General features: G+C 60.0%; 23 protein-coding genes. 10 read left to right on the top strand and 13 right to left on the bottom strand.

Annotated elements, in window-relative coordinates:
- Positions 1 to 15: 15 nt before the first annotated feature.
- From ATI02_RS14370 to ATI02_RS14345, 6 genes are all read left to right on the top strand, one after another.
- The gene (locus ATI02_RS14370; protein ID WP_100846607.1) at positions 16 to 948 is read left to right on the top strand and encodes a sigma 54-interacting transcriptional regulator; all 933 of its coding nucleotides are present in this window, start codon (positions 16 to 18) and stop codon (positions 946 to 948) included.
- A 167-nt stretch (positions 949 to 1,115) separates the two neighbouring features.
- Positions 1,116 to 1,913: a MetQ/NlpA family ABC transporter substrate-binding protein gene (locus ATI02_RS14365; protein ID WP_095191797.1), complete on the top strand. Its 798-nt coding sequence runs from the start codon at positions 1,116 to 1,118 to the stop codon at positions 1,911 to 1,913.
- A gap of 577 nt (positions 1,914 to 2,490) precedes the next feature.
- Complete coding sequence (locus tag ATI02_RS14360; RefSeq protein WP_100846606.1) at positions 2,491 to 3,156, top strand: amino acid ABC transporter permease; 666 nt, start codon at positions 2,491 to 2,493, stop codon at positions 3,154 to 3,156.
- Positions 3,137 to 3,796: an amino acid ABC transporter permease gene (locus tag ATI02_RS14355; RefSeq protein WP_095190539.1), complete on the top strand. Its 660-nt coding sequence runs from the start codon at positions 3,137 to 3,139 to the stop codon at positions 3,794 to 3,796. Before ATI02_RS14360 ends, ATI02_RS14355 begins: the two co-directional genes overlap by 20 nt.
- Complete coding sequence (locus ATI02_RS14350; protein ID WP_100846605.1) at positions 3,793 to 4,575, top strand: amino acid ABC transporter ATP-binding protein; 783 nt, start codon at positions 3,793 to 3,795, stop codon at positions 4,573 to 4,575. The genes ATI02_RS14355 and ATI02_RS14350 overlap by 4 nt, the downstream gene beginning before the upstream one ends.
- Positions 4,572 to 5,444 carry a transporter substrate-binding domain-containing protein gene (locus ATI02_RS14345; protein WP_100846604.1) on the top strand — a complete coding sequence of 291 codons (873 nt, stop codon included), beginning with the start codon at positions 4,572 to 4,574 and terminating at the stop codon, positions 5,442 to 5,444. The genes ATI02_RS14350 and ATI02_RS14345 overlap by 4 nt, the downstream gene beginning before the upstream one ends.
- Positions 5,445 to 5,560: 116 nt before the next feature.
- Here ATI02_RS14345 and ATI02_RS14340 read toward each other — a convergent pair whose 3' ends face one another.
- Entirely contained in the window at positions 5,561 to 6,721 is a 1,161-nt protein-coding gene (locus ATI02_RS14340) for an AAA family ATPase (RefSeq protein ID WP_095190542.1), read from the bottom strand.
- 225 nt (positions 6,722 to 6,946) lie between these two features.
- On the opposite strand from ATI02_RS14340, the gene ATI02_RS14335 reads away from it, so the two are divergent.
- Genes ATI02_RS14335 through ATI02_RS14325 form a run of 3 tightly spaced genes read left to right on the top strand, consistent with a single transcriptional unit; the run spans position 6,947 to position 12,161 of the window.
- Positions 6,947 to 8,050 (top strand): efflux RND transporter periplasmic adaptor subunit, encoded by a 1,104-nt coding sequence (locus ATI02_RS14335; RefSeq protein WP_095190543.1) that lies wholly within the window; start codon positions 6,947 to 6,949, stop codon positions 8,048 to 8,050.
- Positions 8,047 to 9,111: an efflux RND transporter periplasmic adaptor subunit gene (locus ATI02_RS14330; RefSeq protein ID WP_100846603.1), complete on the top strand. Its 1,065-nt coding sequence runs from the start codon at positions 8,047 to 8,049 to the stop codon at positions 9,109 to 9,111. Before ATI02_RS14335 ends, ATI02_RS14330 begins: the two co-directional genes overlap by 4 nt.
- A complete protein-coding gene (locus ATI02_RS14325) occupies positions 9,108 to 12,161 on the top strand; it encodes an efflux RND transporter permease subunit (protein ID WP_100846602.1) in 3,054 nt (1,017 codons plus the stop codon). Before ATI02_RS14330 ends, ATI02_RS14325 begins: the two co-directional genes overlap by 4 nt.
- Positions 12,162 to 12,284: 123 nt before the next feature.
- On the opposite strand, the gene ATI02_RS14320 is transcribed toward ATI02_RS14325, so the two are convergent.
- The 12 genes from ATI02_RS14320 to ATI02_RS14265 form a co-directional block, all read right to left on the bottom strand.
- Entirely contained in the window at positions 12,285 to 12,914 is a 630-nt protein-coding gene (locus ATI02_RS14320) for a class I SAM-dependent methyltransferase (RefSeq protein WP_095190546.1), read from the bottom strand.
- 172 nt (positions 12,915 to 13,086) lie between these two features.
- A complete protein-coding gene (locus ATI02_RS14315) occupies positions 13,087 to 13,731 on the bottom strand; it encodes a methionine ABC transporter permease (protein ID WP_095190547.1) in 645 nt (214 codons plus the stop codon).
- Positions 13,721 to 14,842 (bottom strand): methionine ABC transporter ATP-binding protein, encoded by a 1,122-nt coding sequence (locus tag ATI02_RS14310; protein ID WP_100846601.1) that lies wholly within the window; start codon positions 14,840 to 14,842, stop codon positions 13,721 to 13,723. The genes ATI02_RS14315 and ATI02_RS14310 overlap by 11 nt, the downstream gene beginning before the upstream one ends.
- Complete coding sequence (locus tag ATI02_RS14305) at positions 14,843 to 15,652, bottom strand: MetQ/NlpA family ABC transporter substrate-binding protein (protein WP_100846600.1); 810 nt, start codon at positions 15,650 to 15,652, stop codon at positions 14,843 to 14,845.
- Between the two features lie 118 nt (positions 15,653 to 15,770).
- Positions 15,771 to 17,129: an LLM class flavin-dependent oxidoreductase gene (locus tag ATI02_RS14300; protein ID WP_100846599.1), complete on the bottom strand. Its 1,359-nt coding sequence runs from the start codon at positions 17,127 to 17,129 to the stop codon at positions 15,771 to 15,773.
- The gene (locus ATI02_RS14295) at positions 17,129 to 18,322 is read right to left on the bottom strand and encodes an SfnB family sulfur acquisition oxidoreductase (RefSeq protein WP_100846598.1); all 1,194 of its coding nucleotides are present in this window, start codon (positions 18,320 to 18,322) and stop codon (positions 17,129 to 17,131) included. The genes ATI02_RS14300 and ATI02_RS14295 overlap by 1 nt, the downstream gene beginning before the upstream one ends.
- A 36-nt stretch (positions 18,323 to 18,358) precedes the next feature.
- Positions 18,359 to 19,600, bottom strand: a complete 1,242-nt coding sequence (locus ATI02_RS14290) for an SfnB family sulfur acquisition oxidoreductase (protein ID WP_100846597.1) — start codon at positions 19,598 to 19,600, stop codon at positions 18,359 to 18,361.
- Positions 19,601 to 19,865: 265 nt separating this feature from the next.
- Positions 19,866 to 20,630 (bottom strand): hypothetical protein, encoded by a 765-nt coding sequence (locus ATI02_RS14285; RefSeq protein WP_100846596.1) that lies wholly within the window; start codon positions 20,628 to 20,630, stop codon positions 19,866 to 19,868.
- 462 nt (positions 20,631 to 21,092) lie between these two features.
- Positions 21,093 to 21,842 carry an L-cystine ABC transporter ATP-binding protein TcyN gene (tcyN, locus tag ATI02_RS14280; protein ID WP_095190554.1) on the bottom strand — a complete coding sequence of 250 codons (750 nt, stop codon included), beginning with the start codon at positions 21,840 to 21,842 and terminating at the stop codon, positions 21,093 to 21,095.
- 4 nt (positions 21,843 to 21,846) lie between these two features.
- Positions 21,847 to 22,512, bottom strand: coding sequence for a cystine ABC transporter permease (gene tcyL, locus ATI02_RS14275; RefSeq protein WP_095190555.1), 666 nt, complete (start codon positions 22,510 to 22,512; stop codon positions 21,847 to 21,849).
- Positions 22,512 to 23,312 (bottom strand): cystine ABC transporter substrate-binding protein, encoded by an 801-nt coding sequence (gene tcyJ / locus ATI02_RS14270; protein WP_095190556.1) that lies wholly within the window; start codon positions 23,310 to 23,312, stop codon positions 22,512 to 22,514. Before tcyJ ends, tcyL begins: the two co-directional genes overlap by 1 nt.
- A 283-nt stretch (positions 23,313 to 23,595) precedes the next feature.
- Complete coding sequence (locus ATI02_RS14265) at positions 23,596 to 24,588, bottom strand: D-cysteine desulfhydrase (protein WP_100846595.1); 993 nt, start codon at positions 24,586 to 24,588, stop codon at positions 23,596 to 23,598.
- Between the two features lie 190 nt (positions 24,589 to 24,778).
- Between ATI02_RS14265 and epsC the strand changes: the two genes are divergently transcribed.
- Positions 24,779 to 25,705 (top strand): serine O-acetyltransferase EpsC, encoded by a 927-nt coding sequence (gene epsC, locus ATI02_RS14260; RefSeq protein WP_016983653.1) that lies wholly within the window; start codon positions 24,779 to 24,781, stop codon positions 25,703 to 25,705.
- Positions 25,706 to 25,938 lie beyond the last annotated feature (233 nt).

The following is a 25,938-nucleotide window of genomic DNA, read 5'->3' as shown; positions in this document are numbered from 1 at the left end:
GGGCGGGAGTCTGCCATGAGTTTCGAAACTTTCGGTCAGCCGTTGCTGACCTTTCCCGACGCGGAAAAAAGCCCCCTGAGCATTCGCGCCAAAGCGCTGGTGTTCGTCGACCCGCGCTCGCGTCAGTTGCGTGAGGAACTTGAGCAGCTGGCGCCACGATCGGTCTCGGTATTGATCCGTGGTGAGACCGGCACCGGTAAGGAGTTGCTCGCCCGCCACATCCATCGCGCCAGTGACCGCAGCGGCCTGTTTGTTTCAGTCAATTGCGGGGCGATCAGCCCGACCTACGCCGATGCCGAGCTGTTCGGTTATGCCGCTGGCAGTTACAGCGGTTCGGCCAGCAGTCGTGCGGGCTGGTTCGGTTCGGCCAATGGCGGCACCTTATACCTTGATGAAATCGGCGACCTGCCGCTGCCGATCCAGATCAAATTGCTCGCGGCGCTGGAAAACCACGAAGTCACCCGCGTCGGTGCGCCTCAGCCGAGCCCGGTGGATGTGCGGCTGGTGGCAGCGACCAGCATCGATCTGGCGCAAGCGGTGGACGCCGGGAAATTCCACGAGCGGCTCTACCATTACCTCAGCGAAGGGCAACTGGAGTTGCCGGCGCTGCGCGCGCGAATCGGCGACATCCTGTCGCTGGCCGAGTATTTCCTCGGCATCTACAGCCAGCGTCTGGACCTGCCGGTGCCGCTGATCAGTGAGGCGGCGCAGCATCTGTTGGAGCAACACAGCTGGCCGGGCAACACCCGTGAGCTGGAAAACGTCATTCACTTTGCCTTGCTGGTGAGCACCGGCGACGAAATTCTGCCGGAGCACCTGAACCTGCCCGACGCGTCTGGCCCGCAGGTTCAGATCGAGCGGCTGGTGACGCAAATCAACATCGGTGGCAGTGTCGATGAGCGTAAGGCGTTGAAAGACTTGCTGATTAGTTTGAGCGAGCGGTTGTAACCGTCTCGTCCAACATGAACAAAATGGAATATGAAGCTGAATAAACGTTATTGTCCGGGAATAAAAAATCCCGGTATTGTCCGCCTCACGCCAGCGATATCACTTCACTGGCACACGTATTAGATGCCGTCGCCATCAGCGACCGTGATTTTCGATAAGGACACTGCATGAAAAAGGTTCTGTTGTTTACCGCATTGGCGGCTGCTCTGACGGCTTCCCTGGCCCAGGCCGGCGAGAAACTGGTCGTCGCGGCGACCCCGGTCCCGCACGCTGAAATTCTTGAGCTGATCAAGCCGACCCTCGCCAAAGAAGGCGTGGATCTGGAAATCAAAGTGTTCACTGACTACGTGCAGCCGAACGTACAGGTTGGCGAGAAGCGTCTGGATGCCAACTACTTCCAGACCCTGCCGTACCTGAACAGCTTCAACCAGGGCAAATACAAGGACGACAAGTCCAAGTATCTGGTGACCGTGCAAGGCGTGCACGTTGAACCGTTCGGTGGCTACTCGAGCAAATACAAGACCCTGGCTGAACTGCCGGACGGCGCAACCATCGCCATCCCGAACGAAGGCAGCAACAGCGGCCGCGCTCTGATCCTGCTGCAGAAGGCTGGCCTGATCGAACTGAAAGACCCGAAGAACGCCCTGGCCACGCCGAAAGACATCGCCAAGAACCCGCACAACTTCAAGTTCAAGGAACTGGAATCGGCCCTGCTACCACGCGTTCTGAAGGAAGTTGATCTGGACATGATCAACACCAACTACGCGCTGGAAGCCGGTTTGAATCCGACCAAGGATGCGCTGGTGATCGAAGGCGCTGATTCGCCTTACGTGAACTTCCTCGTTGCCCGTGAGGACAACAAGAACAGCGACGCCATCAAGAAACTGGCCGCTGCCCTGACCAGCCCGGAAGTCAAAGCGTTCATCGAGAAGAAGTACAACGGCGCGGTACTGCCGGCGTTCTGATCTGACGCTTGAGTGAACCCCTTCAAGTTGTGAAAACGCCGATGGCTAGTGATAGTCATCGGCGTTTTTGTGTCCCCGATGATCGTTCCCACGCTCTGCGTGGGAATGCCTCATCGGACGCTCCGCGTTCGGCTCTTGGTGGGACGCGGAGCGTCCCAGGCTGCATTCCCACGCAGAGCGTGGGAATGAGCAGGGTAACGGCTCAGGCCGTTTGCGCTTTCAACGCGCGGCGCAACGCCACCAACAATTTCACAATGTCCTGCGGATCCAGTCGCTGCGGCACTTTTACGTCCATGTTTCTCTTCCTTGTGAGGGTTCGGCCGGCGGAGTTTGGCCAAAAGCTGTTCGTCCTTGGAGGGCTTTCGTGAAAAAAAGATCCTTCCTACAGCGCAAGGGAAAATAGCCTTCTTATTCCTTCCCGGCAAACCCACAGGATAGTTTTTTGAGTGATATCAATATGCTTTAACAGTATTTAAATTCTTGTTTTTATACCTATAAAGTCACTTCCTGCCGGACAGTCACCCGCTGTCCATGGACTGCATCACCGTCGCTTACCGAGCGACGTCCAGGAAGCTTCATGACATTCGATTACGCGTTTATCCTCAGCACCCTGCCGGCATTTTTAAAAGCCGTAGGCGTGACGCTGCAGGTCGGTTTGATCGCCATCGGCACCTCACTGCTGGTGGCGCTGCTCAATGCGACGATTCTGGTGTTTCGCACACCTTACTTGCAGCGCGCCGTCGGCCTCTACGTCGAGCTGGCACGCAACACGCCGCTGCTGATCCAGTTGTTCTTCGTTTATTTCGCCTTGCCGGCGCTGGGGATCAAAGTCTCCGGCTTCAGCGCCGCGATCATCACCATGACCTTTCTCGGCGGCGCCTACCTCACTGAAGTGCTGCGCGCAGGCGTCGATGCGGTGCCGCAGGCGCAGCTGGAATCGGGGCGCTCCATCGGTCTGTCCCACGGTCAGTTGCTGCGCTACGTGATCCTGCCGCAAGCGGGCATCCTCAGCCTGCCGTCGCTGTTCGCCAATTTCATTTTCCTGCTCAAGGAAACCACCGTGGTCTCGGCGGTGGCGGTGCCGGAAATCCTCTACACGACCAAAAGCTACATCGCGCTCTACTACAAAACCTACGAAATGCTCGCCGTGCTGACGCTGATTTGCGTGCTGTTGTTCCTGCCGCTGTCGCTGCTGCTCAGCCGTCTGGAAAGGAGGCTCCAGCATGGCCAGTTCGGGTCTTGAGCTGCTTTGGGTGTCGTTGCCGCAACTGGCCAAAGGCGCCGGGCAAACCCTGTCGATCTCCTTCCTGAGCATCGCCATCAGCACCATCGGCGGCGTGCTCTACGGCGTGTTGCGCACGCTCAACGTGACCTGGCTGAACGCGATTTTGCGTGTCTATCTGGAGCTGTTCCGGGCGATCCCGGTGCTGGTCTGGCTGTACCTGCTGTTTTTCGGCTTGCCGATTTTCTTTGGCGTGAGCCTGCCGAGCTTCTGGTGTGCGGTGCTGGTGCTGTCGTTGTGGGGCGCCAGTGAAGTCGGTGAAGTGGCGCGCGGCGCGTTGCATTCGTTGCCACGCGGGCAGCGTGAGGCGGGGCTGTCGATTGGCTTGAACGCCCCGCAGCTGTTCGGTTACGTGCTGCTGCCGCAAGCGCTGAAACGCATGACGCCGCCGACCATCAACGTCTACACGCGAATCATCAAAACCAGTTCGCTGGCAGTGCTGATCGGCGTGGTCGACGTGATCAAGGTCGGCCAACAGATCATCGAGCGCACCTACGAATCAGTGTTGATTTACGGCGCGCTGTTCCTGTTTTTCTTTTTCATCTGCTACCCGCTGTCGGCCGCCTCGCGTGTGCTGGAGCGCCGCTGGACGCAAGCATGAGCGCATTGATCGAGTTTCACGGTTTCAACAAATTCTACGGCGAGCAGCAGGTGCTCAACGGCATCGATCTGCAGGTGCAGAGCGGCGAAGTGATCGTCATCCTCGGCCCCAGCGGCTGCGGCAAAAGCACCCTGCTGCGTTGCCTCAATGGTCTGGAAGAGGCCCACAGCGGCAGCCTGAAATTTGTCGGCCGCGAGCTGCTGGACAAGGCCACCGACTGGCGCGAAGTGCGTCAGCAGATCGGCATGGTGTTCCAGAGTTATCACCTGTTCCCGCACATGAGCGTGCTCGACAACTTGTTGCTGGGCCCGCTCAAAGTACAGAAACGCCAACGCCGCGAAGCGCAGCAGCAAGCCGAAGCCTTGCTCGAACGCGTCGGTCTGGCGGACAAGCGCGATGCGTATCCAAGGCAGCTTTCCGGCGGCCAGCAGCAACGCATCGCCATCGTCCGTTCGTTGTGCATGAACCCACGAGTGATGCTCTTTGACGAGGTCACCGCCGCCCTCGACCCGGAGATGGTCAAGGAAGTGCTGCAAGTGATTCAGGGGCTGGCCCGCGAAGGCATGACCCTGTTGATCGTTACCCATGAAATGGCCTTCGCCCGCGCGGTGGCCGACCGCATCGTGTTCATGGATGCCGGACGCATCCTCGAACAGACCCCGCCCGAGATTTTCTTTACGAACCCGCAAACCGCACGCGCGCAGCAGTTCCTGGAGAAGTTCTCCTTCGTGGCAACACTGCCAAAAACGAATCCGACAAAGGAACTGGAACTGCTATGAAAACTGCCGCTTTTCTACTGCCCCTGCTCAGCCTCGCCTTGCTCGCCGGCTGCAGCAAAACCGAAGAATCGCCAAAGCCGAAAGTCGCCAGCGAAAGTGCCGCGCCGGCCGGTTATCTGGACAAGATCAAGGCCCGCGACAAACTGATCGTTGGCGTCTTCACCGATAAGCCACCGTTCGGTTTCGTCGATGAGGCCGGACGTTACGTCGGTTTTGATACCGACATCGGCCGCCAATTCGCCAAGGATCTGCTCGGCGACGAGAACAAGGTCGAGTTCGTGGCCGTAGAGCCAGCGAGCCGCATTCCATTCCTGCAAAGCGACAAGGTCGACCTGATCCTCGCCAACATGACCGTGACCCCGGAGCGCAAGGAAGCGGTGGAATTCACCAATCCGAACCTCAAGGTAGCGGTGCAGGCATTGGTACCGCAGAGCAGCTCGGTGAAAAGCCTTGATGACCTCGCAACTCGCACCACTATTGTCACCACTGGCACCACCGCTGATATCTGGCTGACCCAAAACCACCCGGACTGGAAACTGCTGAAGTTCGAGAAGAACTCCGAATCGCTGCAAGCCCTGGCCAATGGCCGTGGCGACGCCTATGCGCAGGACAATCTGGTGCTGTTCAGTTGGGCCAAGCAGAACCCGGGCTATCGCGTGCTGGATGAAAAGCTCGGGGCTGAAGCGCCGATTGCGCCGGCGGTGAAGAAGGGCAACATCGAGTTGCGTGACTGGGTGAATAGCGAATTGGCCAAGCTGGGTGAAGAGAAGTATCTGCTCAAGCTATACGACCAATATGTGCGTAAAGAGCTGAGCGATGACACCAAGCCTGAGAGCGTGATTGTTGAAGGCGGCAAGTGGCAGGGGTGATCCCTTGATTCAGATGCGACTCTGATACTGCCTTCGCGAGCAGGCTCGCTCCCACATTGAAATGCGATCAACTGTGGGAGCGAGCCTGCTCGCGAAAGCGCTCGTTCAGGCGCCGCTCAATCCGGCCAGTTCCACGCCGGCTCATCCAGCACCCGCTGCCCGACAATCCCGGTCTGGCCCAGCGTCTTCTCCAGCACGATGCAATTGCACTCAGGGTCTTCCTGCAGCGCTGAAATCAACCGCCGCGCATGGGACACCACCCACACCTGACATTCTTCTGAGGCGCGAATGATCAACCGTGCCAAGGCCGGCAACAGATCCGGGTGCAGACTGGTTTCCGGTTCGTTCAGCACCATCAGCGACGGCGGACGTGGCGTCAGGAGTGCGGCGATCAGCAGCAGATAGCGCAACGTGCCATCCGACAACTCCGCTGCCGACAGCGGTCGCAGCAAGCCTTCCTGATAAAACTCGATGGCAAAGCGTCCACCGGGCAGCGGCTCGATGTTTAGTCGCGCGCCGGGAAACGCATCGCTGATTGCGGTCTGCAACGCCTCGGGATCACCGATTTCAATGATGGTCTGCAACGCCGCCGCCAGATCACGCCCATCGTGATGCAAAACCGGCGTGCGCGTGCCGAGTTGTGGCTGGCGCACGGGAGCGTCGGCGTCGCTGCGAAAGTGATCGTAGAAGCGCCAGCGGCGGATGAACTCGCGCATCTGGAACACTTCCGGCGAGCTGCGCAGGCTGCCGACCTGATCGAACAGACTGTCGAAGTTCGGCGTGTGCTGCGCCAGCACGTCCCATTGACGCTCGGCGCGAGCACGGATCATCGGCCCGTCGCGATCCACCAGCAGGCTCGCCGGACGATAGAGCGGCCCGGCCCAGATGCATTCCTTTTTGATTTGCGGATCAAGCGAGAAGTACGAGAGCGTCGGCTCCGGCAACCCGAGAGAAATCGAATAACTGAAATCTTCCCCGGCAAAGCCCAGACGCAAGCGCTTCACGCCTTGGCGCACTGTCGGTTCAATCGCCACCTCGCCATTGCGCATCCTCCGGCTGATGGTTTCCGGCCCGGCCCAGAATGTCGAGTCCAGTCCGCCCTCACGGGCCAGCGCATTGACCACACCGCCCTGCGCCGTCTCCGCCAACAGGCGCAACGCGCGGTAGAGGTTGGACTTGCCGCTGCCGTTGGGGCCGGTGATCAGGTTCAGTCGGCCCAGCGGGATCACCAATTTATTGATCGAGCGGTAATTGGCCACCGCGAGGGTCTTGAGCATGAAAATCCTTCTCCGGCTCGCTCCCACGCGGGGCATGGGAGCGGTCGCATTGTAGGCGCTGCTGCAGGCTGCGATCATTTGATCGTGGTCTTTACCAGCAAAAAATAGCTGCCTGCGGCAGCTCCTACGGGGGTAAATGCATCATCGCGCGAGCGAACGTTGAACCCTGTTCTAAGCTCACAGTCGTATCGTCACTTGCACGTTCGTACACAGGAAGGAGTCTGCATGGCGAGTCCCGGTTTGAAAACAGCGGTCATGCTGAGTCTGTTCACATTGCTGAGCGCCTGCGGCGAGAAAAAGGCCCCTCAGGAGTACCTGCCACGGGTCTTCGTGCAAGAGGTCAAACCCGCGGACTACGCGGCTGCCGTGACCCTCACCGGTGATGTGCAGGCGCGCGTCGAGACGGAATTGTCGTTTCGCGTTGGCGGCAAGATCATCCAGCGCATGGTCGATGTCGGTGACCGCGTGACCGCCAGACAAGTGTTGGCCAAACTCGATCCCAAGGATTTGCAGACCAACGTCGACTCGGCTCAAGCCCAGGTTGTCGCCGAACAGGCGCGGGTCAAGCAGACCGCTGCGGCATTCGTGCGCCAACAAAAACTGTTACCCAAAGGTTACACCAGCCAGAGCGAATACGATTCCGCCCAGGCGGCGTTGCGCAGTAGCCAAAGCGCATTGAGCGCCGCGCAGGCGCAACTGGCCAACGCCAAGGATCAGCTCAGTTACACCTCGCTGATTGCCGATGCCCCCGGAATCATCACCGAGCGTCAGGCCGAGGTCGGCCAGGTGGTGCAGGCCACGGCGCCGATGTTCAAACTGGCCCGTGACGGCGATCGCGACGCGGTGTTCAACGTCTACGAGTCGCTGCTCGCCGAGCGGCCGTCGGATCGCTCGATTGTGGTCAGCCTGCTCGACAACCCCAACATCAAAACCACCGGCACCGTGCGCGAAATCACCCCGGCGGTGTCCGCGCAGTCCGGCACCGTGCAAGTCAAAGTCACCCTCGACAAACTGCCGCCGGGCATGCAGCTCGGTTCGGTGGTCAGCGCCACGGCCAAAGGCAGCGGCAAATCGGCGGTCGAGCTGCCGTGGTCGGCGCTGACCAAAAACGTCAGCGATCCGGCAGTCTGGATGGTCGACGACAAAGGTGAAGCGCAATTGCACACGGTCACGGTCGGTCGTTATCTGACCGGCAAGGTCATCATCAGCGAAGGCCTCAAGGGCGGTGAGAAAGTCATCGTCGCCGGCGGGCAGTTATTGCACCCGGGCATGAAAGTCGAGATCGCCGAAAACACCTATAAAGATCTGCAACCGGGAGCCCAGCCATGAAGCACTTGGGGCTGTTGTCCATGGCAATGCTGTTGGCTGCCTGCTCGAAAAGCGAGCCTCCGCCGGAGCCGGTGCGGCCGGTGCTGTCGATCAAGGTTCAGGCACTGAACGAGGAAACCCTTGGGCGTTTCGCCGGCAGCATTCAGGCGCGCTATGAGAGCAACACCGGTTTTCGTGTCGGCGGGCGCATCGCCAGCCGCAACGTCGATGTCGGTGCCGAAGTCGACAAGGGCACGCTGCTCGCCACCCTCGATCCGTCCGACCAGCAGAACCAGTTGCGCTCAGCCCAAGGCGATCTGGCCAAGATCCGGGCGCAACTGATCAACGCTCAGGCCAATGCTCGGCGTCAGCAAGCGCTGTTTGATCGCGGGGTCGGTGCGCAAGCGCAACTGGACATCGCCACTACGGATTTGAAAACCACTCAGGCTTCGCTGGAGCAGGCGCAGGCGGCGGTCAATCAGAGCAAGGATCAACTCGGCTACACCGAACTGCGCTCCGACCACAAAGCCGTGGTCACCGCGTGGAACGCCGAAGCCGGGCAAGTGGTCACCGCCGGCCAGCAAGTGGTGACCCTGGCGCAACCGGACATCAAGGAAGCGGTGATCGATCTGCCGGACACCCTGGTTGATCAGATCCCGAGCGATGTGGTGTTCCTGGTGGCCGGGCAACTCGACCCAAGCATCAACACCACGGCAACCATCCGCGAAATCGAACCGCAGGCGCAAAGCGCTACGCGCACCCGTCGCGCTCGTTTGACGCTGGCGGATACACCGCCCGGATTTCGTCTCGGCACAGCGATCAGCGTTACCCTCAGTTCGGCGATCAAGCCACGCATCGAATTGCCCGCGACAGCGCTGCAAGAGGTCGACGGCAAAACGCGGATCTGGGTGGTCGACACCCAAAGCAAAACTGTCAACCCGCGCGATGTCAGCGTGATCAGCCGCACCGACAACAGCGTGGTGCTGGCCGGCGGTGTGAAGAATGGTGAGCAGGTGGTCAGTGCCGGCGTCAACAGCCTCAAACCCGGACAATCCGTGAAACTTGACGAGGACAGTCAATGAAAGGCTCTTTCAACCTCTCCGAATGGGCCCTCAAGCATCAGTCGTTCGTCTGGTACCTGATGTTCGTTGCACTGCTGATGGGGGTGTTTTCGTACTTCAATCTGGGTCGCGAAGAAGACCCGTCGTTCACCATCAAAACCATGGTGATCCAGACCAAATGGCCGGGTGCGACCCAAGAAGAGACGCTCAAGCAGGTTACCGACCGCATCGAGAAAAAACTCGAAGAACTGGATTCGCTCGACTACGTGAAAAGCTACACGCGCCCCGGCGAATCGACAGTGTATGTGTACCTGCGCGACACCACCAGCGCCAAGGACATCCCGCAGATCTGGTACCAGGTGCGCAAGAAGATCGACGACATCCGCGGGCAGTTTCCCCAGGGCATTCAAGGGCCGGGGTTCAATGATGAATTCGGTGACGTCTACGGCTCGGTGTACGCATTTACCGCCGATGGCCTGAGCATGCGTCAGTTGCGCGACTACGTGGAACAGGCCCGCGCCGAGATTCGCAATGTGCCGGGGCTGGGCAAGATCGAGATGGTCGGCCAGCAGGACGAAGTGATTTACCTGAACTTCTCCACGCGCAAACTGGCGGCGCTGGGCATCGATCAGCGCCAGGTGGTGCAGAGCCTGCAATCGCAGAACGCGGTGACGCCGGCAGGGGTGATCGAGGCCGGGCCGGAGCGCATTTCCGTGCGCACTTCCGGACAGTTCGCCTCGGAGAAGGATCTGGCCGAGGTCAATCTCAAGCTCAATGATCGCTTCTATCGTCTGGCCGACATCGCCGACATCAGCCGTGGTTACGTCGACCCGGCGACTCCGGAGTTCCGCTTCGACGGCAAACCGGCAATCGGTCTGGCGATTGCCATGCAGAACGGCGGCAACGTTCAGGAGTTCGGTAAGGCCCTGCACGCGCGCATCGATCAACTCACCGCCGACCTGCCGGTGGGCGTCGGTGTGCACACCGTGTCCGATCAGGCCGTGGTGGTGGAAGAAGCCGTCGGCGGCTTTACCAGCGCTTTGTTCGAAGCGGTGATCATCGTCTTGGTGGTGAGCTTCATCAGCCTCGGTGTACGCGCCGGGCTGGTGGTGGCGTGCTCGATTCCGCTGGTGCTGGCGATGGTGTTTGTGTTCATGGAATACAGCGGCATCACCATGCAGCGGATCTCCCTTGGCGCATTGATTATCGCTCTCGGCCTGTTGGTCGACGACGCGATGATCACCGTGGAGATGATGGTCACACGCCTGGAAATGGGCGAGACCCGGGAGCAGGCGGCGACCTTCGCCTACACCTCGACGGCGTTCCCGATGCTCACCGGTACGCTGGTGACGGTGGCCGGTTTTGTGCCCATCGGCCTCAACGCCAGCTCGGCGGGTGAGTACACGTTCACGCTGTTTGCGGTCATCGCCGTGGCGATGCTGGTGTCGTGGGTGGTGGCGGTGTTCTTTGCGCCGGTGATCGGCGTGCACATCCTCAGCGCCAACGTGAAACCCCATGCGGCCGAGCCCGGTCGCGTCGGGCGTGCGTTCAACCACGGCTTGTTGTGGTCGATGCGCAACCGCTGGTGGGCCATCGGCATCACGGTTCTGCTCTTTGTACTGGCGGTGTTCTGCATGCGCTTCGTGCAAAACCAGTTCTTCCCGTCCTCGGATCGCCCGGAAATTCTGGTCGACCTGAACCTGCCGCAAAACGCTTCGATCAACGAAACCCGCAAAGCCGTGGACAAGCTGGAAGAAACCCTCAAGGGTGATCCGGACATCGTGCGCTGGAGTACCTACATCGGTCAGGGGGCGATCCGTTTCTACCTGCCGCTGGATCAGCAATTGCAAAACCCCTACTACGCGCAACTGGTGATTGTCAGCAAGGATTTTGAGGCGCGCGAAGCCTTGAGCGAACGCCTGCGCGAGCGGCTGCGCAAAGACTTCGTCGGCATCGGCAGTTACGTGCAGGCGCTGGAAATGGGCCCGCCGGTGGGCCGGCCGATCCAGTACCGGATCAGTGGCAAGGACATCGATCAGGTGCGCAAGCATGCGATCGAACTGGCCACCGAGCTGGACAAGAACTCGCACATCGGCGAGATCATTTATGACTGGAACGAACCGGGCAAAGTCCTGCGCATCGACATCGCCCAGGACAAGGCGCGTCAGCTAGGGTTGTCGTCCGAAGACGTGGCAAACCTGATGAACAGCATCGTCAGCGGCTCGCCGTTGACTCAGGTCGATGACGATATCTACCTGATCAACGTCGTCGGTCGCGCCGTGGATTCCGAGCGCGGCACCCCGGAAACCCTGCAAAACCTGCAAATCGTCACGCCCGGGGGCACGTCGATTCCGCTGCTGGCGTTCGCCACCGTGCGTTATGAACTGGAGCAGCCGCTGGTGTGGCGTCGCGACCGCTTGCCGACCATCACCATCAAGGCGTCGGTGCGCGACGAGATCCAGCCGACCGATCTGGTGAAACTGCTCAAACCGTCCATCGATGCCTTCGCCGACAAACTGCCGGTGGGCTACAAAGTCGCCACCGGCGGTACGGTGGAAGAAAGCGGCAAGGCCCAGGGGCCGATTGCCAAGGTTCTGCCGTTGATGCTGTTTTTGATGGCGACCTTCCTGATGATCCAGTTGCACAGCGTGCAGAAGATGTTCCTGGTGGCGAGTGTCGCGCCGCTGGGGCTGATCGGCGTGGTGCTGGCGCTGGTGCCGACCGGTACGCCAATGGGCTTCGTGGCGATCCTCGGGATTCTGGCGCTGATCGGCATCATCATTCGTAACTCGGTAATCCTGGTGACGCAGATCGATGAGTTCGAGAAGAAGGGCCTGGCCCCGTGGGACGCGGTGGTGGAAGCGACCGAGCATCGACGCCGGCCGATTCTGCTGACGGCGGCGGCAGCCAGCATGGGCATGATCCCGATTGCCCGGGAAGTGTTCTGGGGGCCGATGGCTTACGCGATGATTGGCGGGATTGTCATTGCGACGTTGCTGACGCTGCTGTTTTTACCGGCGTTGTATGTCGCCTGGTACAAGATTCGCGAGCCGAAAAAAGACGCGGCTTAAAAGCGAGTGCTGCGCACTCATCGCGGGCAAGTCCGCTCTCACAGGGTTTTCAGTGGACACAGATTTTGTGAACACCCGCAACACCTGTGGGAGCGGGCTTGCCCGCGAAGGCGTCTGGTCTGACTACACCGGTTTACGCCAGACACTCGCCAACCAAGGCTGCTGCTCTCGCGGCAGCCCCGCCGGGCGGAAGTAGTGCTCCAGCTCGACAAATCCGGCAGCGGTCAGCAAATCGCGCCACGCTTGCAGGTCGTGGTATGAGCCATAACGCGGCCCGTTCCAACCCTCCTGGTTATCCCCGCGCGGATTTGAGCTGAACAGCACGCCACCGGGCTTCAGGGTGTCGCGCAGTTGCCGCAGAACCCGTGGCAACTCCTGCCGTGGTACATGAAACAACACGGCATTGGCGAAGATCCCGTCGAAGCGTTCGGCCGGTAAATCCAGTTTCAGGAAGTCCTCGCACCAGACCTCGCAGCCGCTGTCTTCGCGGGCCATCTGCGCAAATTTTTCCGAGCCGTCGAGGCCGACCGCGACATGCCCCATGCGCGTGAATGTCTGCAAATCGCGTCCTGGGCCGCAGCCGAAATCCAGAATCGTGAATGGCGCCGTGCCCTGAATGTGCCGCAACAGCGCATCGATGTTCTGGCTGACATCGTGATCGCGGGTGCCTTCACGGAAGTCTTCGGCCACTGAGTTGTAATGGCCGAGGGTGGTGGCGGTGATCTGTTCGAGGTCGGCGGAGGTTTGCTTCATGGTCGAGGGCTGCACGGGCAAAGGAGATTTGCCGAATATACGCCATCGGGTTCGGGGCTGCTGCGCAGCCATTCGCGAGCAAGCTCGCTCCCACAGGGGAACGCATTTCAAATGTGGGAGCGAGCCTGCTCGCGAAAGCGGTTTCAGAGGCGTGGCATGAATCCAGATGAGCTCAACGCTTGTTCAACCCCCGCGCCAACCGATCCCCCCCCAACTGAATCACCGCCACCAATGCCACCAGCAACACAATCACCGTCAGCATGATCTGGCTATCGAACCGCTGATAGCCGTAGCGATAAGCAATGTCGCCCAACCCGCCGGCACCAATCGCCCCGGCCATGGCCGAGGAGTTGATCATCGTCACCAGCGTAATGGTGAAACCGCCGACTATCCCCGGCAGCGCCTCCGGCAGAAGCACATGCCAGACGATGTGCCAGCGCCGGCAACCCATGGCCTGCGCGGCTTCGATCAGGCCGTGGTCGACTTCACGCAGACTCACTTCGGCAATCCGCGCAAAGAACGGCGTCGCCGCGATGGTCAACGGCACCACCGCGGCCCACACGCCATAGGTGGTGCCGACGATCAACCGGGTGAACGGAATCAGCGCGACCATCAGGATCAGAAACGGGATCGAACGAAACAGGTTCACGAAGGCGCCCAGCGCCCGGTTCAGCACCGGTGCCTGGTAGATCCCGCCCCTGTCGCTGGTGACCAGAACCACTGCCATGGGAATGCCCACCAGCAACGCGATCAGCGACGAGACGCCGACCATCAAAAACGTGTCGATGAAACCTTGCAGCAAGCGATCAAACCACATAACCCAATACCTCCACCCGTTGCGCCCACTGCCCGGCGCGTTCACGCAATTGCTCGGCCGCCAACGACGAACCGCTCACGGCCAACAGCAGTTGCCCGAGGGCATGCCCCTGAATTCGCTCGACGCCGCCCTGGAGCAATTTCACCCGCCCGCCGAGGGCTGCAAACGACGCCGCCAGATCCGGCTCATCACGGGCATTGCCGGTGAATTGCAAACGCAGCACCACTGCGGCATCGGAGGAGGGCGGTTGCGCGTGCAGGCGGCGCTGCAGTTCCTCCGGCAAGGCGTGTTGCAACGGCGCGAGCAACGTCTGGCTGACCTCGTGTTGAGGGTTGCCGAACACTTCCCACACCGGGCCTTGCTCGACGATGCGCCCGTGTTCCAGCACCACCACGCGGTCGCAGATTTCGCGGATCACCGCCATCTCGTGAGTAATCAGGACGATGGTCAGGCCCAGGCGCTTGTTGATCTCGCGCAGCAGGCCGAGGATCGACTGGGTGGTCTCCGGGTCGAGGGCCGAAGTGGCCTCATCGCACAGCAGAATGTCCGGGTCATGCACCAGCGACCGGGCGATGCCGACACGCTGTTTCTGCCCGCCGGAAAGCTGCGCCGGATAGGCCTTGTGCTTGGCTTGCAGGCCGACCAGTTCGAGCAGTTCACGCACCTTTTTCTCGCGTTGTTCTTTTGGCACACCGGCCACTTTCAGCGGCAGTTCGACGTTTTGCCAGACGGTTTTCGCCGACATCAGATTGAAGTGCTGGAAGATCATGCCGATCCGTCGGCGCAGGGCGACCAAGCGGTCTTCGTCGAATTCGCCGATGTCCACTTGATCGATCAGCACTCGCCCCGACGTGGGTTGCTCCAGGCGATTGATCGTGCGGATCAGCGACGACTTGCCGGCGCCGCTACGGCCGATGATGCCGAACACTTCGCCGCGCTGGATCGCCAAATCGATGCCTTGCAGGGCAGCGACCGGGCCTTGTCGGCCTTCGTAGGTTTTACCCAGGCCGATGAAGCGCACGTGGGCGCGGTTCAGCTCGGGATGCAGTTCTGTACGCTCAGCGTTATGTGGCTCCGCAGTTTCCGGTCGCCGCTGGATGGCAGCGTTCATTCAGCTTTCCCAACCGGCCTGGTACAGCTTGCCGTGGGCCTTGTCGAGAGCGGCGCGAACGGCTGGCGAATGCTGGTAGATGTCGACGAACTTGATCAGGCGCGGATCGGTTTTGCTCTTCGGCTGGATCACGAACTGGATTACGTATTCTTTGTGGTCGAGGCCGTCGAACAGCAACGCTGAGCCGGCATCGAAGGTCTTGGCCAGTCGAATGTAGGCCGGGTAGCCCTGCACCAGATCGGCATCATCATAGGCGCGCACCAGTTGCACGGCTTCGACCTGGAGGATCTTGATCTTCTTCGGGTTGGCGACGATATCGTCTTCGGTGGCTTTGTAGCCGACGCCCGGTTTCAGCGTGATCAGACCGGCCTTGGCCAGCAGTTGCAGACCGCGACCGCTGTTGATCGGGTCGTTGGCGATGGCGACGCTGGCGCCTTCAGGCAGCTCGTCGAAGCTTTTGTATTTCTTCGAGTAGAGGCCGACGTTGTTGATGATCCCCGGGGCGAAGGGCACCAGATCAAAACCGGCAGCGGCTTTGGCGTTTTCCAGGAACGGGATGTGCTGGAAGTAGTTCACGTCGATGTCGCCGGCAGCGAGGCTGACGTTGGGCGCGATCCAGTCGGTGAACTCCACCAGTTCGACTTGCAGGCCTTGTTTGGAGGCTTCTTCCACGGCCGCTTCCAGCGGAATGGCGAAGGCCGCAGTGGTGCCGATTTTCAACGGGGCGTCGGCGGCGAAGACTGCCGAGCTGAACAGGCCGAGGGCCAGGGCCAGTGCTTTGACTGGGTGGGGCAGGCGTTTCTTGGTCATGGTGGTTTTTCCAGTCAGTGCATAAATAGGTGGTGTCCGGTCGGGCCTCTTCGCGAGCAAGCCCGCTCCCACAGGGAAATGCATTCCAAATGTGGGAGCGAGCCTGCTCGCGAAGTTTTTAGCGGCGGTACGAAGATCCAGTGTGTTGCTCGGGCAACTGCGCCGCGCCGTGAAACAGCTTTTCGCGCAAGCTGCCGCTGTCATACGCGGTCTTGTACGACCCACGCCGCTGCAACTCCGGAATCACCAGCTCAATGAAATCCACATAGCTTTCCGGGGTGACGATGCGGGTCAGGTTGAAGCCGTCCAGCCCGGTTTCGGCGATCCACGATTCCAGTTCATCCGCTACTTGCTCTGGCGAACCGACCACGGTGATGTAGCGGCCACCGAGGGCGTGCTGGTCGAGCAATTTGCGCCGGGTCCAGTCGTTGTTCTGCAGGTTGTTAGTCGCAGACTGAATGGCGTTGCTCTTCACGTACTGGATCGGTTCGTCGATCTCGTACTGAGAAAAGTCGATGCCGGTGGATGCGGAAAAATGCGCCACGCCGGCCTCGGCGCTGGCGTAGCTCAGGTACTCGGCATGCTTGGCCCACGCCGCTTGCTCGGTCGCGCCAACGATCACGTTGAGGCCCATGAACAGCTTGATGTCCTCGGGATTGCGCCCGGCCTCGACGGCGCTGGCGCGCACCTTGTCCACTTGCACCTTGGTCGACGGTTTGTTCTGGCCGCTGATGAACACGCACTCGGCGTGGCGTCCGGCGAACAGCAAGCCGCGATCAGAGCTGCCGGCCTGAAACAGCACAGGCGTGCGCTGCGGCGACGGCTCGCAGAGGTGGTAACCCTCGACCTGATAGAACTCGCCCTTGTGCTCAACCTTGTGGACTTTTTCCGGTTGGGCATAAACCCGCTGCTCGCGGTCATTGAGCACTGCACCGTTTTCCCAACTGCCTTCCCAGAGTTTGTAGAGCACTTCCAGGTATTCATCGGCCTGATCGTAACGACGGTCATGTTCAACTTGTTCGCTGAGGCCCATGGCCTTGGCGGCGCTGTCCAGATAACCGGTAACGATGTTCCAGCCGACACGACCACGGCTCAAATGATCGAGGGTCGACATGCGCCGGGCGAACAGATACGGCGGCTCGTAAGTGAGGTTGGCGGTCAGGCCAAAGCCGAGGTTTTTGGTGACCGCAGCCATCGCTGAAACCAGCAGCAGCGGATCGTTGACCGGCAACTGGATCGACTCTTTCAGGGTGACGTCCACCGAGTTCTGGTAGACGTCGTAGACACCGACGATGTCGGCGATGAACAAGCCGTCGAACAACCCGCGCTCCAGCAACTGCGCCAGTTCGGTCCAGTATTCAATGGAGTTGTAGCGCGTTGAGGTATCGCGAGGATGCGTCCACAGACCATGGTTGATGTGGCCGATGCAGTTCATGTTGAACGCATTGAGCAGGATCTTCTTTTTCGCTGCCGTCATCAGATGGTCCCCCGCAGTGGCGGGTTTTCATCGTTGAGGTAGTAATTGCCCACCGCGTGATATTTCCAGCGCACCGGGTCGTGCAGGGTGTGCACGCGAGCGTTGCGCCAGTGGCGGTCGAGGCCGTGCTCGATCAGGGTGGCCTGGCTGCCGGCCAGTTCGAACAAGGTGCTACCAGCAGCAAGGGAGATTTCCGTGCTGATCGCCCGTGCTTCGGCGACGGCAATCGAGGCGGCAGCGACCGTTTCGGCGTTGGTCTCGGCCTGAGCCTTGTCGAGGAACTCACCGGAGCGTTCGAGCAGCGCCTCGGTGGCGTGCAGGCGGATGCTCAGGTGGCCGAAGCTTTTCAGTGTCAGTGGATCTTCGGTGGCTTTGTCGTTGCCGGAATCGATCCATGGCCGGGTTTTGCTACGGACGAAGTGCAAGGCATCTTCGTAAGCGGCGCGAGCGATGCCGGTGTCGATGGCGGCGTGAAGGATCTGCGCGAGCGGGCCGACGGTGGTCGGGCGTTCGAAGGCGCTCTGGAACGGGATCACGTCTTCGGCGGCGACGTACACGTCTTCGAACACCACCGAACCGCTGCCGGTGGTGCGCTGGCCAAAGCCGCTCCAGTCGTCGATCACGCTCAAGCCTTTGCTGTCGCGAGGGACGAAGGCCAGTTGCTGCACGCCGTTTTCATCGACGACTGACGTTGGAATGCGCTGCGCGTAAATCGCGCCGGTCGCATAAAACTTGCGGCCATTGATGCGATAGCCATCGCCTTCACGCTTGAGGCTGGTGACACGGTCGTGGGCGGTTTTGGTGCCGAGTTCCGCCAGCGCATTGCCGAAACGCTGACCGGCCAGAACCTCGGCGTACAACCGTCGTTTCTGCTCATGGCTGCCGTTCACCCGCAGCACTTCCAGCGCATAGAAATGGTTCTGCGGAATCTGCCCGAGAGAGCCGTCGGCCTGAGCGATCAGGGCGATGACTTTGGCCAGGGTCACGTTGGACACGCCGGCGCCACCGTACTCCTTGGGTACGCTGATGCCCCACAGGCCCGAGCGGGAAAACACGTCGAGTTCTGGCAGCGGCAGGCGACGTTCACGGTCGCGCAGGGCGCTGTCGCGTTTGAAATCTTCGGCCAGGTCGCTGGCGACGATCAGGGCTTGCTCATCGCTGGTGATGACCGCGACGGGATGGGAAAAAGTCATAGGTTTCTCCAAGGCTCTTGAGAAAGTGTGCGGTCGTCAGATCCAGGAATGGCGAGCCGGCAAAGTGCCGTTGAGGCGATAGGCGCCGACCGCGTGATACTTCCAGCGCACCGGGTCGTGCAGGGTGTGCACCCGGGCGTTGCGCCAGTGGCGGTCGAGGTTGAATTCGGCGAGGGTCGCGCGGCTGCCGGCCAGTTCGAAAAGCTTTTCACTGGCCAGCAGCGAGATCTCGGTGGTCAGCACTTTGGCTTCGGCCACGGCAATCGAAGCGCGGGCGGCAGAGTCGGCGGTGAGCGGCGCGGCGTGCACCTGATCGAGCACTTGCCCGGCCTTGCGCAGCAGCGCTTCGGCGGCGTGCAGTTCGATTTTCAGTTTGCCGATGTCGGCGATCACGTAGAGGTCATCGCTGGCGCGTTCAACCTTGGCGTCGATCCAAGGCCGCGCGCGGGTTTTGACGAATTCGATGGCGTCGTCGATGGCGCCACGGGCGATACCGGCGTCGATGGCAGCCTGGATCAGTTGCGACACCGCACCTTGGGTATTTGGGGTTTCGTTGATCTTCCAGTTATCGACCACCAGACCCGCTTCGACGCGCACGTTGTTCAACAAAATCGTGCCGCTGGCGGTAGTGCGCTGTCCAAAGCCTGACCAGTCATCAACGATGCGCAGCCCCGGCGAGCCGCGACGGACGAACGCCAGCACTTGCTTGCCGTCATCGTTGAGCGCTTTGACCGCGACCCAATGCGCGAAGAGCGCACCGGTGGAGTAGAACTTCTGGCCGTTGATCACGTAGTCATCGCCGTCGGCGGTGATCCGCGCTTTCAGTTCCAGGGTGTTTATGGTGCCGCGCTCAGGGCCGGCATTGCCGATGCGCCAGCCTTCCAGCACGCTCTGGAACAGTTGTTTTTTCTGTTCTTGCGTGGCGCTGCCGAGCACCAGATTGATGATGCCGAACTGGTTCTGCGGGATCTGCCCCAACGCCGGATCGGCCGCGGAAATGATCGCGAACACCTCGGCCAGGGTGACGAATGAAACCTGCGGGCCACCGTACTCGCGCGGGATGGCAATGCTGCCCAGGCCGCTACGGGTGAACTGTTCGATTTCCGACCATGGCAGCTTGCGCTGGCGGTCGCGTTTGGCGGCCTGAACACGAGCAACTTGCGCCAGCTCATGGGCAGCCTTGATGGCTTGGGCGTCGTTGCGCAAGACCTGCGCGGGCAACAACAACGGGGCGATGTCCAGATCCGACTGGACGTTTGCATCGGCCAGACTGGACATCAGTGCCGCTCCTTGGCTGCACGCAATGCCCTGGCGATCTGCACTGGGGTGATTGTGTTCCGGACCATACTACCTACCTCACATCTCATGAAAAACGCCGCAAAAGTGCGGCGAACGAAAGAATGTCCGGTGGTCCGGTTCATATACCCTAAGCGTGTATAAATATTAAATAAACTAACTTTTAGGAATATGCATAGAAGGGGTGATGGTCGGGTTGGTTAAGAATCCCCTCACCACAGAAGCCCTCCTGCCACAGATGCGGTGCTCACTCTTTGCGCGGTTCTGCGGCCTTGACGTCCTGCCTCAATGGCACCTTCAGGTAAGGGTTCACACAACCGATCTTCAGCGTTCGCGGTGGCGCCCAACGCGAGTTGTTGCCGACCCGGTCAAGGATGCAATAGGTCACGTCCAGGCGTAGATCTTCACCGGCTTCGACGATGACCGCTGGCGGTACCCAGACTTGAACCGGCAGCCCGACATCCGCCGCCGTGATCGGCGCCAGATCCATGCGTACATCACCCCAACGCAGGGTGATAGCGTCGTCCTCGGCCATGTTCGGGTAGGGCTCGATGGTCAGTGGTACACCGCGTTTGATCTGATTGGGATTCACGCCCTGGCGGCGAATGGTGTCAGGAATCGTCACGGGCACCAGTTGCTGGTTCTCGTCACCGCACACGGCCGAGGGTTGCCCGCCGGGGCAGTCGAGTTTGACCTGCACGCGGGTCGATATCGACAACACCGGGCCCTGGCCGACCTGCCTCACCCGATAGTGGATGCGCGCGGTGCCGTTGGCCATGAAGCTCTCCGGCACTCGCAGGCTCACCGACGCGCCGACGTCTTCGGCGGTCAACACCTTTGAGGCGACATAGCATTTGTCCCAGAACAGCTCGATCAGGTCGCCGCAATCCATAGCGGGGTAGGGCGGCACGTCGACCATCAGGTGGGCGGCTGCGGCCAGGTTGATGCCGTTTTTTTGTGCTGGCGCCAGGGTTGGCGCTGCCAGTTCGGGGGTATGCGAAGTGCGGGTCATCGATTTCTCTCCTTGAAGCCTTGCAGCGAAGTCCGTTTCTGGAAGAACAAAAGGCGTGCATCAACTGGCAATAAAGCTTTGAACTTTTGTTCAAGTTGAATGCGCATTGATTGAACTAAGTGACGCCGGTTGGCGACTAGATAAGAGTGTGCAGGAAGGGGTGTCAATAGTCGGTGTTAGTTAATGATTGAATTACGGGTTAATCAGAAGTTTCCTACGCTGCCGAGGCCTTATGCCTAGGTGGTAAGGGGAATAAAGCCACAGGGCTCAAGGTATTTTATCGATTTCTACGCAAGCTGTTTGGGTCGGTTTTTTAAGTTGCTGCGAGTTTCAGGCTGTTTTTATCTGTTGCAGAACATATATGTGTAGCGCATCGGTTATGTTTTATTTGTATATATTTGGGAGGGGGTGGAACAGAGTAACTTCCATCCGTGGAAGTTTGGATTGGTGCGGAGAAGTTTCTCAGGCGTGATTCAGGAACTTGTTGAGAAACTGTTTAGTGCGTTCTTCTTTCGGGTTGGCAAACAGCGCCTTGGCTTCGCCTTGCTCAACGATCACGCCCTTGTCGAAAAACACCACACGGTTGGCCACGTCGCGGGCAAAGCCCATTTCGTGGGTAACGATGACCATGGTGCGTTTCTCTTCGGCAAGACCGCGGATGGTCGCCAGCACTTCGCCCACCAGTTCCGGATCGAGGGCCGAGGTCGGCTCGTCGAACAGGATCACTTCCGGCTCCATCGCCAGCGCCCGGGCAATCGCCACGCGCTGTTGCTGACCACCGGACAGTCGACGCGGATAGGCGTCCTCTTTACCGGCGAGACCGACCTTGGCCAGCAGCTTCATGCCCAGGGCAATGGCTTGCTCGCGCGGCATCTTCTTGACCACGATGGGGCCTTCGATGACGTTTTCCAGGGCGGTGCGATGGGGGAACAGGTTGAAGTTCTGGAACACGAAACCCACGTGCTGGCGCAGGTTGCGCACCAGGCTTTGCTGCTGGTTCAGCGGGCGACGGGTATCGATTTCGATATCGCCGACCTTGATCCGGCCGCTGGTGGGCTCCTCAAGGAAGTTCAGGCAGCGCAGGAACGTCGTTTTCCCCGAGCCACTGGGGCCGATGATTGCGACAACTTCGCCTTCCTTCACCTCGAGGTCGATGCCGTTGAGCACGACCTGACCCTTGAATTGCTTGGTCAGTTTTTCCACGACGATCATGGGGTCAGGACTCCTGGTCGTGCCGATTGACCCGCTCTTCCAACTTGTTCTGGAAGTGCGAAAGCACCGTGGCCAGAATCCAGTAAAGCAGCGCGGCGGACAGATACATGGTAAAAATTTCGAAGTTGCGGGCGCTGATCAACTGCGCCTGACGTAGCAACTCGGGTACTTGGATGGTGGCGGCCTGTGCGGTGTCCTTGACCAGTGAAATGAAGCTGTTGCCCAGCGCCGGCAACGCTGTGCGCATCGCTTGCGGCAGGATGGCCCGACGCAGAGTCTGCGCGCGGGTCATGCCGATGCTCGCAGCGGCTTCCCACTGACCGCGTTCAATCGAACTGATCGAAGAGCGCAGGATTTCACAGATATAAGCAGCCATGTTCAGCGAAAGGCCGATCAGGGCTGCGGGTATCGGATCGAGCTCAAGGCCCACCTGAGGCAAGCCGTAATAGATGACGAACAGTTGTACCAGCAACGGCGTGCCGCGAAAGAACGACACGTAGATGCGGGCAATCAAGCTCAACATCTTGAAGCGCGACAGGCGCATCAACGCCAGACTGAAGCCGAGCAGGAAGCCGAAGAACATGCCACCCAGGCTGAGGATGACGGTGAAGTACATGCCCTTGAGCAAAAAGGGCATGGCCTCCCGTACAATTTGGAATGTTGCTTCCATTATTTAGTGACGTCAGCGCTGAAGTATTTTTCCGAAAGCTTGGCCAGCGTGCCGTCGGCACGCAGCTTGTCGATGGCCTTGTTTACGGCAGCCAACAGTTCAGGCTCGCCTTTGCGCAAGGTAACGCCGGCCTCTTGACGGGAGAACGCTTCGCCGGCGGCTGTGGTGTCCTTGGCTTTCCTGGCATATTCCAGCGCGGCCAGACGGTCGATCAGGATGGCATCGATGCGGCCTACACGCAGGTCCTGGAACTTGGTCGGATCATCTTCATAGGTGCGCACGTCAGCGGTCGGCACGTTGGCTTTGACCCACTGCTCGTAGTTGGTGCCCAGGCCCACGCCGACTTTCTTGCCTCCCAGATCGGCAGCGGATTTGATGTTCAGGTCGGCGGCTTTCTTGGTCAGCACCAGCGCCTGAATCCCGGAAACGGTGTACGGCTCGGAGAAGTCATACTTCTTCTTGCGTTCTTCGGAAATGGTCACCTGGTTGATCACTGCGTCCAGACGCTTGGATTCCAGCGCCGCGAGGATGCCGTCCCATTTGGTCGTCTGCAGCTTGACCTTCACGCCCAGTTCTTTGGCCAGGGCTTCGGAGAATTCGACTTCGAAACCGGACAGCTTGCCGTCGGCATCGACGAAGCTGAACGGTGGATAAGTGCCTTCCAGGCCGACGTTGATAACGCCTTTGTCCTTGATCTGTTGCAGCTGCTCACCGGCCACTGCCTGGCCAATCAGACCGGCGCTCAGCGCCAGGCCCAGCGAACCGACCAGCAGATTGCGACGTAGTGCGGAAAAATTCATGACAAGCCCCTGTGTTTTCTTATGGAAGACGCTTAAGGAAAGTTGGCGAATACGGGAGTTGGACGACAGCGCTATCCTGCCTTAAAGCAGCTTAAGCGTCTCCCGCCAAATTCGCCTGCGGCGAGACTATAAGGTGCCCGCTTTAGACTTGAAAATACTTAATATATGAAATGTTATTCTTTATTAGAATATGCATTGTCTGTGGAAAAAGATCGCAGCCCTCCGCAGCTCCTACATGGTGATCTCTTGGAGCTGCGGAAGGCTGCGATCTTTTGATCTTCTGTTACAGGAAATCCTTGTAGGCAAACAACGCTGGCGCCCCGCCGGTATGCAGGAAGATGATCGGGCCTTCATTGAAGCGCTGCCGGCCGATGCCATCGAGCAGCCCGGCCATGGCCTTGCCGGTATAAACCGGATCGAGCAACACCGCGTCCTGACTCGCCAGCAATTTCACCGCCGACAATGTCCCGGCATTCGGTTCGCCGTAACGCGGGCCGAAGTATTCGTCCCACAATTGGACCTTGAAGCTTGCCGGTAACGCTATACCGAGCAGGTCCGCCGTGCGTTCCGCCAGACCCTGCACCTTCGGGCGCTGGTCTTCTTCGCTGCGCGACACGGTCACGCCGATCACCGGCAATTGCGGCAGGGCTTCGGCCAGGGCCAGCGCCAGTCCACTGTGAGTCCCGGCGCTGCCGGAGGCCAATACGACAGCGGCGAATTCCAGGCCGGTGTCCTTGATCTGCTCGGCCAGTTCCAGGCCTGCGCGCACATAACCCAAAGCACCGAGGGCGTTGGAGCCACCGATCGGCACCAGATACGGCTTCTTGCCGTTGCTGCGCAAACGCGCGGCGAGTGCGGCCAGTTGTTCGTCGGGGTTGTCGAGGTTTTCGACCAACTCGACTTTGGTGTCGAACAGGTCCAGCAGTAGCCGATTACCGTTGCCGGTGTAATTGCTGTCATCGGTGCCCAGCGGATTTTCCAGCAGCGCCACACAGCCGAGACCGAGTTTGGCGGCCAGTGCGGCGGTCTGGCGCACGTGGTTCGATTGCAGCGCACCGGCAGTGATCAGGGTGTCGGCACCTTGCGCCAGCGCGTCGGCGGCGAGGTATTCGAGTTTGCGCAGCTTGTTGCCGCCCATGGCCAGTGGCGTCAGGTCGTCGCGTTTGATGTACACGTCGCGGCCGAGCCAGGTGGACAGGCGCTCGAGTTTTTCCAGTGGGGTAGGGTGGCCGAGCAGGTCGAGGCGGCTAAAGCGGTCAAGCTGTTGTTTGATCATGAGTCCGTACTGGCGGAGAAAGATGAAAGGACTATAGGCAGTCGATTTTGCATGGGCAACCGTGGATCGCTTATAGCCAAATGGACTGAGTCCAGCACTATCGGTTCTTAATTCGCCCTCGCGAGCATGTCGTAAAGTGGTCGCCGTTGACGCGGCCAGACAGTCCGGCCGCCCGAGAGGAGTCTTTACCGTGAGCGAGCGTTCCAGCCATTGGCAATTGCAGACCATCGTCAGCCAACTGCGCAGCGCGCGGGATCAGTGGCGTGCACAGAACGGCCGGGCGTCCGGCGAGCAGGGCGGTCGCGAGTTGCCGTCGCGGGCGGCGATGGCGGAAATTCTCGAGGCGTTGTGTGGCGCGCTGTTCCCGATGCGTTTGGGGCCGGTCGATCTGCGTGAAGAAAGTGAAGATTTTTACGTCGGCCACACCCTCGACGTGGCGTTGAATGCATTGCTGGCGCAGACACGCCTGGAATTGCGTTATGTCGCCCGGCACAGTGCTCAGGCGGACACCGAAGTCGAAGCCCGGGCGATCCAGATCGTTCAGGATTTCGCCCTGGCATTGCCGGGGTTGCGCACGTTGCTCGACACCGATGTGCTGGCGGCCTATCACGGCGATCCGGCGGCGCGCAGTGTCGATGAAGTGCTGCTGTGCTACCCGGGGATTCTGGCGGTGATTCACCATCGTCTGGCCCACCATTTGTATCGCGCGGGGCTGCCGTTGCTGGCGCGGATCAGCGCGGAGATTGCGCACTCGGCCACTGGTATTGATATCCACCCGGGTGCGCAGATCGGCCGCAGTTTCTTTATCGATCACGGCACGGGTGTGGTGATCGGCGAGACGGCGATCATTGGTGAGCGCGTGCGGATTTATCAGGCGGTGACATTGGGCGCCAAGCGCTTCCCGGCCGATGAAGACGGGCAGTTGCAGAAGGGCCATCCACGCCATCCGATTGTCGAGGATGATGTGGTCATTTACGCCGGGGCGACGATTCTTGGGCGGATCACGATTGGCAAGGGCTCGACCATTGGTGGCAACGTGTGGCTGACCCGCAGTGTGCCGGCAGGGTGCAATTTGACTCAGGCCAATCTGCAGCATGATGACGGGACGCAGAAGTAGGTTTCTGAATCTGCGTTGCTGCATCAGGCCTCTTCGCGAGCAGGCTCGCTCCCACAGTGGAACGCATTCCAAAGTGGGAGCGAGCCTGCTCGCGAATGTTTTAAGGTTGTATCAAGATAATGGCCTTCCGCCAATTCTCCAGTGAACGAATCGCCCCAAACCCACGTCATACCCCTCCTTGAGCTAGCGTAGGAAAGCTACCGCTTAGCCGTGCGATTAGTCCTTAGCGCCCT

The sequence above is a fragment of the Pseudomonas baetica genome, assembly GCF_002813455.1.
In the GTDB taxonomy this organism is placed as follows: domain Bacteria; phylum Pseudomonadota; class Gammaproteobacteria; order Pseudomonadales; family Pseudomonadaceae; genus Aquipseudomonas; species Aquipseudomonas baetica.
Note: the sequence above shows the minus strand (reverse complement) of the source record. Positions and strands in the feature narration are given on the sequence as shown.